The sequence below is a fragment of the Brevundimonas sp. P7753 genome (assembly GCF_013386595.1).
Lineage (GTDB): Bacteria > Pseudomonadota > Alphaproteobacteria > Caulobacterales > Caulobacteraceae > Brevundimonas > Brevundimonas bullata.
The window spans coordinates 12,168-28,105 of record NZ_JACARP010000091.1 but is presented as its reverse complement, the minus strand read 5'-3'; the positions used below and the strand labels follow the sequence as shown (position 1 = coordinate 28,105).

Here is a 15,938-nt window from a genome sequence, read left to right as displayed (position 1 = left end):
CCTGCGTCGCGCCGTTCACGGCCGACGCCTGCTGTTCCGAAGGAAGATTTCATGCTCCCCCGTTTCAAACCGGCGGCCAGGGCGACCGTGCTTGCGCTCGCCGCCGCCAGCCTGTCAGGGGCTGCGGCGGCCCGGGCCGAGCCCCTGACGTTCGAGGCCGCCATGGCCCGCGCGGCGTCGGACGCGCCTGATCTGCGCGCCAGCGCCCTTGGCGTCGATGCAGCCCGTGCGGCCGTGGTCGCGGCCGGGCGGCTGCCCGATCCAAGCCTCAAATTCGGACTGGACGGCTTTCCCGTGACCGGGCCCATGGCCGGGCGGTTCGGTGAAGACGACTTCACCGCCCTGCGGGTCGGCGTCGAGCAGGAGCTGCCCAGCCGGGCGCGCCGTCGCGCCGAGCGCGGCCTGGCCGAGGCCGCCATCGGCGTGGCGGTGGCCGACAACGCCACGGCGCTGCGCGAGGTGCGGATCGCGGCGGGCCTGGCCTGGATCGATCTCTATTATTCGGGTCGCAAGCTGGCCGCCGTGGACGAGGTCCTGGCGACGCTTCAACCGCTTTGGGACGCCGCGCCGTCCGGGGTGGCGTCGGGGGCGGATCGTCCGGCCATGGCCCTGGCGCCGATCCAGTTGAAGGCGGCGTTGGACGATCGGCGCAGCCGGCTGGTCGCCGAGAGGGAGGCCGCGCGCGCCGCATTGACCCGCTGGACCGGCGATCCGGCCCCCACAACGGACGGCGCGCCGCCGTCAGATGCGCCGGACCCGTCGGCCTTGCGCATGGGCCTCGAGGACCTGCCCATGCTGAAGGCTTACGAGGCCGAAGACCGGCGGGCTAAGGCCGAACTCGACCTGGCCCGGGCCGGACGGCGTCCGGACTGGTCGGTCGAGGCCAGCTATCAGCGCCGCGACCCCGCGTTCGGCGACATGGTCTCGGTGGGCGCCAGCGTGCGCCTGCCGCTGTTTCAGCGACAACGTCAGGAGCCTTTGATCGCAGCGCGGTCCGCCGACGCGCGGCGGGTCAGCGCCGAACGTGAGGGGACGCGCCGCCAACTGGAGGCGGACCTGCAGCGCGATCTGGCCCAACACGCCATGGACCACGATCAGTGGACCCGGGCGCGCGACATCGTCCTGCCGGCCGTCATGCAACAGTCCGACCTGGAGACCGCCGCCTATGCCGCGGGTCGGATCGGGATCTCCGAAATCGTCCAGGCCTTCACCGCCGTGGCCAACGCCCGGCTGGACGCGCTGGACAAGGAGGCGGCGGTGATGCGCCACGCCGCCGAAATCACCCTGACCTATGGGAGCGGCCGATGAGCGGGTTCAGCTATAATCGTCTCGGCGTCGCCCTGGGCGCTCTGGTGCTGGTGGGGATCGGCGTCGGGACCGGCGTGGTGATCGGTCAGCGATCCAGCGGCCCCGGCGGCGAGGGGGCTCCTGCCGCAGACGAGGCAGGAGGCCGCAAGGTCCTCTACTACTATGACCCGATGTATCCGGATCGAAAGTTCGACAAGCCGGGCCCGTCGCCCTTCATGGACATGCCCCTGGTCGCCAAGTACGCCGACGAGGGCGGGGCTGGCGCAGCGTCCAGCGGCGTGCGTATCGATCCGGCCTTGACCCAGAACCTGGGGGTTCGGTTCGCGACGGCGCGGATGGGAACCCTGGGCGGCGACCTGAACGCCACGGCCGTGATCGACTACAATCAGCGGGATGTGGCGATCGTGCAGTCGCGAGCCGACGGCTTCGTACAGCGGGTCTATGATCGCGCGCCCGGCGATGTGGTCGCTGCGGGCGCGCCCCTGGTCGATCTGCTGGTCCCCAGTTGGGGCGGGGCGCAGACGGAATATCTGGCGGTGCGGCGCACCGGCGACGCCGCCCTGATCCAGGCCGCGCGGCGCCGGCTGGTCCTGATGGGGATGTCCGACGGCCTGATCGCCTCGGTCGAACGCAGCGGGCGGCCGCGCGACACGATCACCATCGCCAGCCCCGTCGCAGGGGCGATCCGCACCCTGGCGGTCCGGCCCGGCATGAGCGTGACGCAAGGCGCCTCCCTGGCCGAGGTCAGCGGCCTGTCGACCGTCTGGCTCAACGCCGCCATCCCCGAAGCCCTCGCCGGACAGCTGCGGGTCGGACAGTCCGTGGAGGCGACCCTGTCGGCCTTCCCGTCCGAACGCTTCACCGGTCGCCTGACCGCCCTGCTGCCGGAGGTGTCGGGCGACAGCCGCACCCTTACGGGCCGTATCGAATTGGCGAACCGGGGCGGGCGTCTGCGGCCGGGCATGTTCGGCCGGGTGGTTTTCGGCGGGGCGACCACGCCTGCGCTTCTGGTGCCGACCGAGGCGGTCATTCGCACCGGTCAGCGCGACATTGTCATGCTGGCCTTGCCCGAGGGGCGCTATCAGCCGGCCCAGGTCCGGGTCGGGCGAGAGGGCGGCGGCCAGACGGAAATCCTGGCGGGTCTGAGCGTCGGAGAGCGGGTCATCGCCTCCGGCCAGTTCCTGATCGATTCCGAGGCCAGCCTGTCGGGCGTGGAGGCGCGGCCCATCGACGGCGCCGCGCTCCCGGCAAATGGGACGGCGAAGATGGAGCCGGGCCGATGATCGCGGGCGTCATCAGAGCCTCGGTCAAGGGGCGGGTCTTCGTCCTGATGGCGGCGCTGGCCCTGCTGGTCGCGGGGCTCTGGGCGGTCAGGAACACCTCGGTCGACGCCTTGCCGGACCTGTCGGACGTCCAGGTCATCATCCGCACCAGCTACCCCGGCCAGGCTCCGCAGATCGTCGAGAACCAGGTCACCTATCCCCTGGCGACCACCATGCTGTCGGTGCCGGGCGCCAGGACCGTGCGCGGCTATTCCTTCTTCGGCGACAGCTATGTCTATGTCTTGTTCGAGGACGGAACCGACCTTTACTGGGCCCGGTCGCGGGTGCTGGAATACCTCAGCCAGGTCCAGTCCAGACTTCCCGACAGCGCCCGCCCCGCGCTCGGCCCCGACGCCACGGGCGTGGGCTGGATCTATGAATACGCCCTGGTCGACCGGAGCGGGCGTCACGACCTGGCGCAGCTTCGCAGCCTGCAGGACTGGTTCCTGCGCTATGAGCTCAAGACCGTGCCGGGGGTGGCCGAGGTCGCGGCCATCGGCGGCATGGTGCGGCAGTATCAGGTCGTCCTGGACCCGATCAAACTGGCCGCTTACGGCGTCATGCACCAGCAGGCGGTCGAGGCCGTCCAGCGCGCCAATGGAGAGACGGGCGGCTCGGTGCTGGAGTTGGCCGAGGCCGAATATATGGTCCGGGCCAACGGCTATCTGACCAATCTGGACGACTTCCGCGCCATACCGATCCGCACCGCGGCCGGCGGCGCGCCCGTGACCTTGGGCGACGTGGCGACCATCCAGATCGGCCCGGAGATGCGGCGTAGCATCGCCGAACTGAACGGCGAGGGCGAGGTGGCCGGCGGGGTGGTGGTGCTGCGCTCGGGCGAGAACGCGCGGGCGACCATCAAGGCCGTGCGCGACAAGCTCCACACCCTGAAGGCCGGCCTGCCTCCGGGCGTGGAGGTCGTCACGACCTACGACCGGTCGCAACTGATCGACCGCGCCGTTTCCAACCTCAGCCACAAGCTGATCGAGGAGTTCATCATCGTCGCGCTCGTCTGCGGCCTGTTCCTGTGGCACGCGCGTTCAGCGCTCGTCGCCATCCTGACCCTGCCGCTGGGGGTGCTGGCGGCCTTTCTGCTGATGCATGCCCAGGGGGTGAACGCCAACATCATGTCGCTGGGCGGGATCGCCATCGCCATCGGGGCCATGGTCGATGGGGCGATCGTCATGATCGAGAACGCCCACAAACATATCGAACGATGGGAGCAGGATCATCCTGGCGAGAAGCTGGCCGGAGAGACGCGCTGGACCGTCATCACCGAGGCGGCGGCCGAGGTCGGCCCGGCGCTGTTCCTCAGCCTCGTGATCATCACCCTGTCCTTCGTGCCGGTCTTTACGCTGCAGGCGCAGGAGGGGCGGCTGTTCGCGCCGCTGGCCTTCACCAAGAGCTACGCCATGGCGGCGGCCGCCATTCTGTCGATCACCCTGGTTCCCGTGCTGATGGGCTATCTGATCCGGGGGCGAATACCCGCCGAGCAGAGCAATCCGATCAATCGCGGACTGACGCGCGCCTATCGTCATCCGCTGGACTGGGTTCTGAAGCGGCCGAGGACCACCCTGGCCATCGCGGCCCTGGCCTTCGCCACCACCGCCTGGCCCCTGAGCCAGCTGGGCGGGGAGTTCATGCCCCCCATGGACGAGGGCGACCTGCTGTATATGCCCTCGGCCCTGCCGGGCCTGTCGACCGCCAAGGCCGCCGAACTTTTGCAGCAGACGGACCGGATGATCCGTTCCGTGCCCGAGGTCGCGACCGTGTTCGGCAAGGCGGGGCGGGCCGAGACGGCGACTGATGCTGCGCCGCTGGAGATGTTCGAGACCACGATCCAGTTCAAGCCGCGCGATCAGTGGCGGCCGGGCATGACGCCGGAGAAACTGGTCGAGGAGCTGGACCGCGTCGTGCGGGCGCCGGGCCTGGCCAATCTCTGGGTGTCTCCGATCCGCAACCGCATCGACATGCTGGCGACCGGGATCAAGAGCCCGATCGGGGTCAAGGTCTCCGGGGCCGACCTTGCCGAGATCGACCATATCGGCGGCGAGGTGGCGAAGGTCGCCCAGACCGTGCCGGGGGTGACTTCGGCCCTGGCCGAGCGTCTGACCGGCGGGCGCTATGTCGATGTCGACATCGATCGGCAGGCGGCGGGCCGATACGGGCTGAACATCGCCGACGTTCAGTCGATCGTGTCCGGCGCCATCGGCGGCGAGACGATCGGCCAGACGGTCGAAGGCCTGGCCCGCTATCCGATCAATGTGCGCTACCCGCGCGAACTGCGCGACGATCTCGAGCAACTGAGAGCGCTGCCGATCCTGACGCCGTCAGGCCAGCAGATCACCCTGGGCACAGTGGCGAAACTCGAGATCGCCGACGGACCGCCCATGCTGAAGTCCGAGAACGGCCGCCCCTCGACCTGGGTCTATGTCGATGTGCGGGGGCGCGACCTGGCCTCCGTCGTCGCCGATCTGAAAAGAGCTGTGGCCCGGGACGTGCGTCTGAACCCGGGTGTCACAATCGCCTATTCGGGACAGTACGAATATCTGGAGCGGGCGGCGAACCGCCTCAAGATCGTGGCCCCTGCCACGCTCGTGATCATCTTCATCCTGCTGTATCTGACCTTCGGTCGTTTCGACGAGGCGCTGCTGATCATGGCCTCCTTGCCCTTCGCCCTGACCGGCGGAATCTGGATGCTCTACCTGCTGGGCTATCACCAGTCGGTGGCGACCGGCGTCGGCTTCATCGCCCTGGCCGGCCTTTCTGCCGAGTTCGGCGTGGTCATGCTGATCTACCTCAAGCAGGCGCTGAGGGATCGGGGGCCGAGCCCCGATCGCAATCAGGTGGAGGCGGCGGTCCGGGAGGGAGCCTTGCTTCGGGTGAGACCCAAGGCCATGACGGTCGCCGTCATCATCGCCGGCCTGTTGCCGATCCTGATCGGTCACGGCGCCGGATCGGAAATCATGAGCCGCATCGCCGCGCCGGTCATCGGCGGCATGCTGACCGCGCCCCTGCTGTCCATGCTGGTGATCCCGGCCGGATACCTCCTGCTTCGCCGTCGAAAGCTTCCATCCCCCACGTTCAACCCTGGAGAACCCAAATGAAACACGCCCTCATTCTCTCGGCCGGCCTGGCCGTCAGCCTCGCAGCCTGCAACCAGAAAACGGAACCCGCGCCGGTCGAGGCGCCGGCCGCCGCTCCGGCGACCGCCGGCGACATGGCCGCCACGCCCATGGCGCCGGCCGAAACCGTCAAGTCGGGCGTCGGAACGGGCGTGATCACCAAGGTCGATGCGACGACGGGCTCGGTCACGATCGATCACGGTCCGATCCCGGGCGTCGACTGGCCCGCCATGACCATGAGCTTCAAGGCGGCCCCGGCCGTGATGGAGAAGGCCAAGGTCGGCGAGCGCGTCCAGTTCGACGTGACCGTGCGCGGTCGCGAATCCGAAGTGACCGCGATCCGGCCCGAATAGGCCGATCATCCCGACGAGGCGGGGATCGGCGCAGGCCGATGTCGAGGCCGTTCTGCGTCCCGACCAGGCATAAAGAGAGGCTCCGCCGCACAATCGGCGGGGCCTTTGCCTTGTTAGCGACGAACCGGGTTCGCGCCTTCGAAGGTCATGAAAGGGGCGGGGGCGCCGCTGCCGAAGCGCATGACGCCGTAGGTTCGGGGGCGTAGCCGGGCGCCTCCATGCCGCGCGAGGCGCCGAACAGGCGCCGAAAAGGCTGAAAACTCGCCGCGCGCCCTCTGGGGGCGCGCGGCCTTTTCGCGGAACCACATAGTTGCGAAAGGAGCTTGAGTTTCGGCGTCACGAAACGAGCCCATAGGCAGGGAGCAATGATGCTGGACCTACTCGTGACGACACGATCGCACGTCGTTTTCACCTTCCCCTACTGTATCGGACACTCGGCTTCGAAACACGCAGGTCGCTCGCGCCGAGATATTTGGCGCGGGACGGTTTCAGTTTTCGCCATCTTTGACTCGCGCTCGGCCCTTTTGAAGGCGCAGGGTCAACGGCCGCTTTCGTCACGACCCACTGCAGCCTCGAAGGTCAAAGACGCGTTGTTGGTGACGAAGCGTCCACCCCTCTCCGTCGGTGCATCCAGCGTCGCGGCGACCAACATGACAGGACCGGTTACGCCGTCCGGAATCCGTAGCCGGCCCTCTGCGTCGGTTTGAACCGCGCGCCTTTCGTCCTGTCCAAACCTGATCGTGACGGGTTGCGCCGGTATTGGATGCCCATTTCTGACCAGTTGGAAGGTCGCAGGACTATTCTGGCCAGCCACGAACTCGGGGAGAAACTCGACCTCTAGCCCCGTCGCTCCCCCCGCCGTCGGGGTGCAGGTCTGGAAGCAGACGAGCGTCTTGGCCAGCCGGCGCGATCTCACTTCAAGCGGCGCGCCTTCAGGCAGCAGTCGGCGCACTGTCGCTACATCCTCGGCCTTGAAGGGGTGCTCCTCCAGATAGGTGTCGACCTGGTCAGGCCGCCAGGTGGATTCGCCCCAGATCGTCAGAAGCGTCACGGTCGCCATCCCCTGGGCGTCACTGGACACCGCCAGGCGCAGGGACTTGGCTTGGGCCCCGACGGTTACGGCCGCCGGACGACCATCGACCACCGCCCGGACCTCGGCGACGCGGCTGCGGGGCGAACCCACGTTGAGGGCAGGGAAGTCCGACGACGAGGTTGCGTGGACAATGAGCGGGTGTCCCATCGGCCCGACGAAACGCTCCGGCGCCAGGAAGAAGTCGTGGGCGGCGGCCGCCCCGGCGAACAGGCTCAGGCCCGAGACCATAGCCACCATCAGATTCGTTCTCATGTCGTGTATTCTTCTCTTGATCTGTTGTTTCGCCGGTGTCTGCGCCGGCCGATATCGTTTGAGTGTCCTGGCGCCCCCTTAGCCTTGCAGCGGCGAGGGGGCGCCTTCAGCGGACCTAGAAGCGCGCGGTCAGTCCGAGGTAATATCGGCGACCGATCAGGTCGTAGCTCGAGGGATCGGTGTTGGCGGCGATCGCGGGTGCATAGACCGGTGGTTGTTCGTCTGTCAGATTGTTGACGCCAGCCCGCAGCGAGACGACCTCGTTCACTTTGAAACCGGCATTGAGGTCGATGTAGTGGATGGCGTCGACAACCTGGCTTCGGTTGTTGAAATTCTCGACTGATCCTTGGTAGCGCCACCGCAGGCCGACGTTCCACGGGTCCTGACTCCAGTTCAGCGTGGAAAGGACCTTCCACTCGGGTAGGGTCAGGCCGAAGCTGTTTGAGATCGTGCCTTTGCGATCCGTGAAGGCGCCGCCCGGAATGTCCTGCCGCTCCCATTTCAGGAGCTTCGTGCCGGTGACGTTCAGGGCCAGGCTTCCCCAATCCGGCGCGCCGAGATCGACCAGGTCGATTCGCCAATCGACTTGGAAGTCGATGCCCTTGGTCTCCAGCGTGCCGAGGTTGGCGTTGGTCTCGAAGGTATTGGTGATCTGTCCCGAGTTCGGATCTCGGCTGAACATGCGGCAGAAGATGTTGTTCGGATCGTAGGTCGGATTGGACGCGCCGTCCTGATTGTAGCAGCGACGCAGTTGTTCAGTCGTCGATACCGTGCCGACCACCTTCTCGATCGTGATATCGTAGTAGTCGATAGATCCGGACACCCGGCTGAGCCACGGGGCCGCAAACGGCGACTGCCAGGTGGCGCCCACGGTGAAGGAATCTGCGGTCTCCTCCTCCAGCATCGGGTTGCCCCCGGTGACCCCAGAGACCTGAGAGTTGGAGAAGGTGTAGGAATCGATCACCTGAGTCGGGACATTCTGCGCCAGGCACAGGGTTCGCACCGCATTGGCGTTTGCCGCGCCCGGCGTGCGATACGCGCCGCGAATATCGCAGGGATCCCCGGAGAACTGGCGCGCGCCGGTCGAGGAAACCGGCACCCCGATCGACGGGAAGCTCAGATTCTGCGCTGCGAACAGCTCGCCGATAGAGGGCGCGCGGACCGCGCGCTGAACGCCGCCGCGGAAGCGTAGCCCGTTGAGCGCTTCCCAGCTGAGATCGGCCTTGTAGGATCCGACCCTTCCGATCGTTTCGTAGTCCGAGACGCGGTAGCCGAGATTTGTCTCCAGACTGCGCACAAACGGCAGATTGCTAAGCAACGGGATCAGGACCTCGCCGTAGAGCTCCGACACTTGATCCGACCCCGATAGCGGCTGGCCGGAGTTGCCGGCCAGCTCAGGCCCGGTGACGCCGTTGAGGGTGAATGTGCTGAGCAGCAGGTTATCGGGCGAAAAGTTGTAGTTCTGCTCGCGGTAGGCTGCGCCGACGGCCGCGCGGACCTCGCCGGCGGGCAGGGTGAACAGGCCGCCTTGCAGGTTCAGTTCAGCGACGCTCTGGTCGTTCGTGGTCACATTTTTGGCCACCCGGCCGACATAGGCGATGCAGGCCGCGCTCATTGGGTTGACGCCGAAGGGATTGAAACCGCCGGCGCAGATCGACGCCCCGCCGTCGGGGGCGTCCAGGAGCCGCTGCAGCGCCGAGCGAGCGAGGTAGCCGGTGTAGACGGTGCCGTTGTTCACTCGGCCATAGGAAACATAGGCGTCGTAGGTCCAGTCGCGGAGGCCGACGAGGTCACCGCGTATGCCCGTGTTGATCTGATAGACGTTGTAGTCCTCGGACTGGCGTCGCGGGCCGAGTTCGTTGAAGCGCTTGTCGAGGCGGAAGCTTCCGGCCGGGTTCGGGCGGGAGTCCAGGACGCTGCGCAGCTCGGCGGGAATGAACGGGTTGGTCGATGGAATGCGGAACCCGGTGGTCGGTCCGGTGGCCGGGTTGGAGGCCAACTGATTGCCGGCTTCGTACTGGGAGAACAGGAAGTCGGCGTATAGCTCCACCGCAGAGTTGATCTCGTAGTCCGCCGCCGCATACACATTGTACCGCTTCTGCGGGATGATCATGTAATTGCGGTCGACGGTGCTGTAGGCGAAGTCCGTCTGCTGGAGCGGACCGGGCGTGCGGAAGCCTTCGTAATCGACGCCGCCTGGGCTGACGTAGTCGCGCGCGCCCCGATAGGTGAACAGGGTCCCATTGTTGTTGAAGCCGAAAGTGTCGCCCCGGGCGGCGCCGGGGACGGCGGCGTTGACAGCGGCGGCCGTCGGCAGGTTGGTGGCGTCGAACACGGTCGAGCCTAAGGGCGACGTGCCGGCAAAGCCCCCGATCAGCGAAAAGGCGCGACTGGCGTTGAGGACGGAGGCGCGGTTTGAATAGCTGGCCGACAACACCGCATGTCCGCGGCCATCGGCGATGTCGCCGCCCAGGGTCAGGCTGACCGCTTCGGTCGAGGCGTCGCCCCGGTCCGAGGATCCATACTGGGCGTCGAACTGCAGGCCTTCGAAGTTTCCATCGAGCAGGAAGTTGAGCACGCCGCCGACGGCGTCCGATCCATAGGTCGAAGAGGCGCCGCCAGTAATCGTCTCGATACTGGAGATGAGCGGCGTCGGCAGCAGATTGAGATCGACGACGGACGAAGCGTTGGACGGAACTATGCGGCGGCCATTCAGCAGCACCAAGGTGCGGGTCGAGCCCAGTCCGCGGAGCTGGACGTTCGCCTGGCCGGCCAGGTTCGGACTGTTCGACGCGGCGTTGCCCAGAGCGGTGAACTGCGGAAGATCGTTGATCAGACTTTCGATATTGACCGACCCCGTCGCCTTAAAGTCTTCCTGGGTCATGGTCACGATCGGGCTGTTGGCGCTGTAGTCTTGGCGCGCGATACGAGAGCCGGTGACGACGATTGTGTCTATTTCAACGGCAGCGTCTGACGATTGAGGAGCGGCCGGAGTTTGGATCTGGGCGGCGGCAGGCAAGGCCGGCAATGTGGCGGCGGCGATCACCAGGCCCGAAAGGACTGAAGACGTGACGAGCTGGCTTCTGAAAGAGATGTTGGCCAAAGGCTTTTTCCCGCTAATTTTTTGGCCGAAATGCGGCCCCCTATTTCGACTTACGCAGCGCGGCGAGCTCCCCCCTCGGCGCCGACACGATTTTTTTACAGGCCGCGCGAGATCTGCCCGTGCGAAAGCCGTGGTTCCCTCGAGTGCTGGAACGCAAGTGGCCGCGCCCTTTCGCGTGACGGTTTCCGGCCCGAATGCTTGCTGGAGGTGCTGGTCGAGGTGATCCGGGAGACGTTCGACGATGCGATTTCAACATGCCGCGCAGAGCCCTGGAGAAGGGTAGAATCCTCAAGGTCCTTCTTTACGGGTCATATGCGCGAAGCGACTGGGGCCACGACCTGGACGGCTGTTACTGCTCGGGCTTCGTCCTACTGGTCGTCGCCGACCACGAAGATCTACCTATGGCGCGTTCTGGCTCCACGCGACCAACCGAAACGATGCCGGGCGAAGGCGAAATCCGCGAGGTCGGCGAGGGCATCCAGTTTGATGGGACTGTGCGCGGTCGCGAACCCGAAGTGACTGCGATCCGGCCTGAGTAGGCCGGACATTCCGGTTGAGCGGGCGATCAAGCGCGTCTTTCACCTGGTCGAGGTCGATGGCTCAATTGCATCTAACCCTAAAGGCTCCCCCTGGAGAGGGCGCCGCAGGCGATGGTCTGGTCCGCGATGGGAGATACGAAAAGGCCCCGCCGGCTAGCCGGCGGGGCCATCTGTCATAGCGGAGCAGGGGGGCTAGCGGACGGGCGTCGCGCCTTCGAAGGTCATGAAGCGGGCGGGCTGGCCCGCGTCGAAGCGCATGACGTCATAGCGTTCGGGGGCGTAGCCGGGGGCTTCCATGCCGGGCGAGCCGGTCGGCATGCCGCCGACGCCGATGCCGCGCGAGGCACCGGGCGATTTCAGGAAGGCGTTGACGGCGGCGGCGGGGACGTGGCCCTCGATCACCTTGCCGTCGACGACGGCCGTATGGCAGCTCCAGAGGGCTTCCGGCACGCCCAGGCGGGCTTTCACCGGCGCCAGGTCGTCAGTGGGGACGACGCGGATCGTATAGCCGGCCTTGCGCATATGCTCGACCCAGCCGCCGCAGCAGCCGCAGGAATCGCTCTTGTAGACGGTCATGTCCGAGGCATGGGCCACGGTCGGCAGGCCGTTCAGCAGGAAGCCCGCGCCGCCGAGGATGGCGACGCCGGCGGCGAGGGCGGAAAGCTTGAGCTTGTTCATGGTCAGGCGGCCTCGGCCGGATAGCCGGCGGCGTCCAGCGCGGTCAGCAGGGTTTGACGGTCGGCGGCAGTCGTCACCTCGACGCGGCGGGCCTCGATGTCGGCCTTGACGGCGGCGGAGGCGTCCACGGCGTGGATGGCCTTCTCGACGCCGGCGGCGCAGCCGCCGCAGCGTATCTTGGGAATGTGGAGCACCTGTAGATCGGAAGTCCCGGGAACATGGGCGGACATGGGCGAACCTTTCAAAAATGAACGCCTGCCGGTTCTAATCCTTACCCTTATGGGAAGGTCAACGGCTGGAACCATGATTTTTAGTATGGGTTAGCTGGGGGACCTGACGCGCTGCGTGTGCAGGGAAATCGAATCTGGACGTAGGAGACGCGACGTGAACAAGGGTCAATACCGGTCGTTCGGGATCGAGCTGGTTCTCGATTTCATCGTCATGTATCTAGTCATGTATACAATGATCGCCACGCTGGATCATTTCTACCTCAACCTCAACAACGTCTACATGACGCTCATGATGGTCACCCCCATGGCGATCCTCATGCTCTGGTTCATGCGGTCCATGTACCCCTCGCGAAAGCTGAATCTGGCGATCGTCGGCGGCGCCGCGGCGGTGTTCGTCCTCGCCTTTGTCGGCATGCGGACCCAGGCGGGGGTGGGCGACAAGGAGTTCCTCCGGTCCATGATCCCGCATCATTCCGGCGCGATTCTGATGTGCGAGCAGGCCTCGATCCGCGATCCGGAGATTATCGCCCTGTGCGATCGGATCATCCGGGCCCAGGACGATGAGATCGCTCAGATGCAGGCGATCCTGAAGCGCCTCTAGGCGGCTGCGTTCGTCGTCGAGAAGGGACAGCGACGCTCCTGACGCGGGCCGCCGCAAGGGTTTGGGGCCTGGGTGCTCCGGCGTCATATGACCCCCTTGAATTCTTCTGAAGCGAACTTCGCAAGCGCTTGTGTGGCGACCTGTCGCAAGGGATGGAGCGTGCGGGTGCGTAATACCCTGTGAAGCTCACGCCGAAGTCGTCGGTCGTGAAGTGCGTTCAAGGAAGGATGATCCATCATATGTCGAGCATGGCTCTCGATCGCAGGTCCCTGTTGCGGGGCGCAGCCGTTAGCGGCGGACTACTGGGCCTCTCCGGCCTGATGCCGGCCTGGGCCCAGACGGGTTCCCCGGGACTGCGCGCCGATCTGCCGACGCTGACGGGACCCAACATCGACCTGACCGTTGGAGACGCCAGCTTCACCGTCGGCGGGCGCACGGGCCACGCCTTCATGATCAACGGCCTGCTGCCTGCGCCCCTGCTGCGGATGCGTGAGGGCCAGAACGTGCGCCTGTCGGTGACCAATACCCTGGACGAGGACACCTCGATCCACTGGCACGGCCTGTTGCTGCCCTTCCAGATGGACGGCGTGCCGGGCGTCAGCTTCCCCGGCATCAAGCCGCGCGAGACCTTTGTCTATGAGTTCCCGCTGAAGCAGTCGGGCACATACTGGTATCACAGCCATTCGGGCCTGCAGGAGGCCATGGGCCACTACGGCCCCATCGTCATCGACCCGGCGGGCGTCGATCCGGTCGGCTATGACCGCGAGCATGTTCTGGTCCTGTCGGACTGGAGCTTCATGCATCCGCACGAAATCCTGGCCAAGCTGAAGAAGAGCCCCGGCTACTTCAACATGCAGAAGACCACCCTGGCGGGCCTGCTGGACGGATCGGACGGCATGAGTCTGGCCGAGCGCCGGATGTGGGGCGGGATGCGCATGGACCCGCGCGACATCCTCGACGTCAACGGCACGACCTATACCTATCTGGTCAACGGCCACGGACCCGAAGAGAACTGGACCGGCCTGTTCCGGCCCGGCGAGCGGGTGCGCCTGCGCGTCATCAACGCCTCGGCCATGTCGATCTTCAACGTCCGCATTCCGGGTCTGGCCATGACCGTGGTGCAGGCCGACGGCGAGCACGTCCGCCCGGTCGAGGTGGACGAATTCCAGATCTCGGTCGCCGAGACCTATGACGTCATCGTTCGCCCGACCGAGGACCGGGCCTACACCATCGTGTCCGAAGCCATCGACCGTTCGGGCATGGGCCGTGCGACCCTGGCCCCGCGTCTGGGCATGACGGCCGAGGTGCCGCCGCTGCGCAAGGTGCCGAACCTGACCATGGCCGATATGGGCATGGGGGGCATGGATCACGGCTCGATGGCCGGGATGGATCATTCGGCGCACGGAGCCGCGGGGGGCGCTGCCGCCGGGGCCGCAGCCGCCGCGCCGATGGACCACGGCGCCATGAGCATGCGCGACCCCAACAACGCTCCCGCCGACATGGCGGTCGGCGTCGGGGTGGACGCCATCGCGCCCGCGCCCGCCAACCGTCTGGGCGAGCGGCCGCAAGGCCTTCAGGACGTCGATCACCGGGTGCTGGTCTATACCGACCTGCGCTCGCTGACGCCGAATACGGACACCCGCGCGCCGTCGCGTTCGATGGAAATCCATCTGACCGGCAATATGGAACGGTTCATGTGGGGCTTTGACGGGCGCAAGTTCTCGGAGCTGGTCGAGCCGATCCGCTTCGAGCTGAACGAGCGGGTCCGCGTCACCCTGGTCAACGACACCATGATGGCCCACCCGATCCACCTGCACGGCCACTTCTTCGAGCTGGTCAACGGTCACGACGGCTATCAGCCGCTGAAGCACACGGTCAATGTGGCGCCGGGGGGCAAGGTCACCTTCGACCTGACCGCCAATGCGCCGGGCGACTGGGCCTTCCACTGTCACCTGCTGATGCACATGCATGCAGGGATGTTCAACGTCGTCACGGTTCGTCCGCTGGAAGGAGCCGCCCGATGAGCCGCGCCCTGTTCGCCGCTGTCGCGGTCCTGCCCCTGATGCTGGCCGCCGGCGCCGCCGTCGCCCAGAGCCATGGGGGACATGCGGGCCACGGCGCCCAAGCTGCACCCGCCCGTCCGCCGCAAGCTCGCCCGACTCCTGCGTCCAAGCCCAAGCCGCGTGCCGCCGCCCCCAGACGCGCCACGCCGCCGGCCTCGGCTCAGGCGCCCGCCGCCGACCCTCATGCGGGTCACGACATGAGCTCCGCCCCGGCGGCTGCAGCCGACCCGCACGCTGGCCATGATATGAGCGGGATGCAGACGGCTCCGGCCACGGCGCCCGCTGCCGATCCTCATGCGGGTCACGACATGAGCGCCATGCAGACATCTCCGGCTCAGCCCGGCGTCTCCGATCCTCATGCGGGCCACGACATGAGCGCGGTTCCGCCGGCAGCAGACCCCCACGCCGGGCACGACATGTCGGCCATGGCGGGCGGCGCGCCCAACATCCCGACCAGCGTGGACGCTGTCGGGGGGCGGATGGTCGAGACGCCGCCGCCGGCTGCGGCTCGCGCCGCGCCCGCCCATGCGGCGGACCTGTTGTTCGACCCGGTCGTCATGGCGGCGTCGCGCAAGCAACTGCTGGTCGAGAACGGCGACATCCGCTCGACCGCCGTGTTGATCGACTCCATCGAGGCCAGCTTCGGCGACGGCGAGGAAACCTACAGCTGGAACGCCCAGGGCTGGACCGGCGGCGACATCAACCGCTTCTGGTGGAAGACCGAGGGCGAGGGCGAGTTCGGCGGCCGGTTGCACGAGGCCGAGGTCCAGGCCCTCTACAGCCGCGCCGTCGCCCCCTTCTGGGACGTTCAGGCGGGCGTGCGTCAGGACTTCCGCCCCGACGGCGAGGACACCACCCACCTTACCGTCGGCGTCCAGGGCGTGGCCCCCTACTGGTTCGAGATGGGGGCCGCCGCCTTCCTGTCGACCGAGGGCGATCTGACCGCCCGCGTGGAGGCCGAATACGACCAGCGCATCACCCAGAAGTGGATCCTGCAGCCGGCGGTCGAAGTGGCCCTTTCGGCCAGCGACATCCCCGAGCTGGAGATCGGTTCGGGCCTGACGTCCGTCACGGCGGGTCTTCGCCTGCGCTACGAAATCCGCAAGGAGTTCGCGCCCTACGTCGGGGTCGAGTGGAGCCGGTCGCTGGGCGACACCGCCGATTACGCCAAGGCGCGCGGCGAGGATCCCGAAGATTTCCGCCTGGTCGTCGGGATCAAGGCCTGGTTCTGATCGCACCGAAAAGCCGACGGCGGCTCCAGGATCGTCGTC

12 protein-coding genes are annotated in these 15,938 nt (G+C 66.8%); 8 read left to right on the top strand and 4 right to left on the bottom strand.

Going from position 1 to position 15,938, the window contains the following annotated elements; all coding sequences use genetic code 11:
• Positions 1 to 51 precede the first annotated feature (51 nt).
• From HX774_RS15980 to HX774_RS15965, 4 genes are read left to right on the top strand one after another with little or no spacing between them, the layout of a single operon-like run.
• Entirely contained in the window at positions 52 to 1,308 is a 1,257-nt protein-coding gene (locus tag HX774_RS15980; protein WP_178828394.1) for a TolC family protein, read from the top strand.
• Complete coding sequence (locus tag HX774_RS15975; protein ID WP_178828392.1) at positions 1,305 to 2,591, top strand: efflux RND transporter periplasmic adaptor subunit; 1,287 nt, start codon at positions 1,305 to 1,307, stop codon at positions 2,589 to 2,591. Before HX774_RS15980 ends, HX774_RS15975 begins: the two co-directional genes overlap by 4 nt.
• Positions 2,588 to 5,737 (top strand): efflux RND transporter permease subunit, encoded by a 3,150-nt coding sequence (locus HX774_RS15970; RefSeq protein WP_178828390.1) that lies wholly within the window; start codon positions 2,588 to 2,590, stop codon positions 5,735 to 5,737. Before HX774_RS15975 ends, HX774_RS15970 begins: the two co-directional genes overlap by 4 nt.
• Complete coding sequence (locus HX774_RS15965) at positions 5,734 to 6,108, top strand: copper-binding protein (RefSeq protein ID WP_178828388.1); 375 nt, start codon at positions 5,734 to 5,736, stop codon at positions 6,106 to 6,108. The genes HX774_RS15970 and HX774_RS15965 overlap by 4 nt, the downstream gene beginning before the upstream one ends.
• A 538-nt stretch (positions 6,109 to 6,646) precedes the next feature.
• Here HX774_RS15965 and HX774_RS15960 read toward each other — a convergent pair.
• Positions 6,647 to 7,453, bottom strand: a complete 807-nt coding sequence (locus HX774_RS15960; RefSeq protein WP_225910415.1) for a DUF4198 domain-containing protein — start codon at positions 7,451 to 7,453, stop codon at positions 6,647 to 6,649.
• Positions 7,454 to 7,568: 115 nt separating this feature from the next.
• On the bottom strand, positions 7,569 to 10,556 hold the full coding sequence (locus HX774_RS15955; protein WP_178828386.1) for a TonB-dependent receptor domain-containing protein: 2,988 nt from the start codon (positions 10,554 to 10,556) through the stop codon (positions 7,569 to 7,571).
• 254 nt (positions 10,557 to 10,810) lie between these two features.
• On the opposite strand from HX774_RS15955, the gene HX774_RS15950 reads away from it, so the two are divergent.
• Positions 10,811 to 11,095 carry a hypothetical protein gene (locus tag HX774_RS15950; protein WP_178828384.1) on the top strand — a complete coding sequence of 95 codons (285 nt, stop codon included), beginning with the start codon at positions 10,811 to 10,813 and terminating at the stop codon, positions 11,093 to 11,095.
• A gap of 192 nt (positions 11,096 to 11,287) precedes the next feature.
• On the opposite strand, the gene HX774_RS15945 is transcribed toward HX774_RS15950, so the two are convergent.
• A complete protein-coding gene (locus HX774_RS15945) occupies positions 11,288 to 11,773 on the bottom strand; it encodes a DUF411 domain-containing protein (RefSeq protein WP_178828382.1) in 486 nt (161 codons plus the stop codon).
• 2 nt (positions 11,774 to 11,775) lie between these two features.
• Complete coding sequence (locus tag HX774_RS15940; protein ID WP_178828380.1) at positions 11,776 to 12,003, bottom strand: heavy-metal-associated domain-containing protein; 228 nt, start codon at positions 12,001 to 12,003, stop codon at positions 11,776 to 11,778.
• A 154-nt stretch (positions 12,004 to 12,157) separates the two neighbouring features.
• On the opposite strand from HX774_RS15940, the gene HX774_RS15935 reads away from it, so the two are divergent.
• The 3 genes from HX774_RS15935 (at position 12,158) to HX774_RS20140 (ending at position 15,899) form a co-directional block, all read left to right on the top strand.
• Positions 12,158 to 12,604, top strand: coding sequence for a DUF305 domain-containing protein (locus tag HX774_RS15935; RefSeq protein WP_003164958.1), 447 nt, complete (start codon positions 12,158 to 12,160; stop codon positions 12,602 to 12,604).
• A 248-nt stretch (positions 12,605 to 12,852) separates the two neighbouring features.
• The gene (locus HX774_RS15930) at positions 12,853 to 14,628 is read left to right on the top strand and encodes a copper resistance system multicopper oxidase (protein WP_207827422.1); all 1,776 of its coding nucleotides are present in this window, start codon (positions 12,853 to 12,855) and stop codon (positions 14,626 to 14,628) included.
• Entirely contained in the window at positions 14,625 to 15,899 is a 1,275-nt protein-coding gene (locus tag HX774_RS20140; protein WP_178828378.1) for a copper resistance protein B, read from the top strand. Before HX774_RS15930 ends, HX774_RS20140 begins: the two co-directional genes overlap by 4 nt.
• Positions 15,900 to 15,938: the final 39 nt, after the last annotated feature.

What these genes read in the sequence shown, in the direction of transcription:
- HX774_RS15980 (WP_178828394.1), top strand. Translation starts at nt 52, where the DNA reads ATGCTCCCCCGTTTCAAACCGGCGGCCAGGGCGACCGTGCTTGCGCTC.
- HX774_RS15975 (WP_178828392.1), top strand. Translation starts at nt 1,305, where the DNA reads ATGAGCGGGTTCAGCTATAATCGTCTCGGCGTCGCCCTGGGCGCTCTG.
- HX774_RS15970 (WP_178828390.1), top strand. Translation starts at nt 2,588, where the DNA reads ATGATCGCGGGCGTCATCAGAGCCTCGGTCAAGGGGCGGGTCTTCGTC.
- HX774_RS15965 (WP_178828388.1), top strand. Translation starts at nt 5,734, where the DNA reads ATGAAACACGCCCTCATTCTCTCGGCCGGCCTGGCCGTCAGCCTCGCA.
- HX774_RS15960 (WP_225910415.1), bottom strand. Translation starts at nt 7,453, where the DNA reads ATGAGAACGAATCTGATGGTGGCTATGGTCTCGGGCCTGAGCCTGTTC.
- HX774_RS15950 (WP_178828384.1), top strand. Translation starts at nt 10,811, where the DNA reads ATGCCGCGCAGAGCCCTGGAGAAGGGTAGAATCCTCAAGGTCCTTCTT.
- HX774_RS15945 (WP_178828382.1), bottom strand. Translation starts at nt 11,773, where the DNA reads ATGAACAAGCTCAAGCTTTCCGCCCTCGCCGCCGGCGTCGCCATCCTC.
- HX774_RS15940 (WP_178828380.1), bottom strand. Translation starts at nt 12,003, where the DNA reads ATGTCCGCCCATGTTCCCGGGACTTCCGATCTACAGGTGCTCCACATT.
- HX774_RS15930 (WP_207827422.1), top strand. Translation starts at nt 12,853, where the DNA reads ATGGCTCTCGATCGCAGGTCCCTGTTGCGGGGCGCAGCCGTTAGCGGC.
- HX774_RS20140 (WP_178828378.1), top strand. Translation starts at nt 14,625, where the DNA reads ATGAGCCGCGCCCTGTTCGCCGCTGTCGCGGTCCTGCCCCTGATGCTG.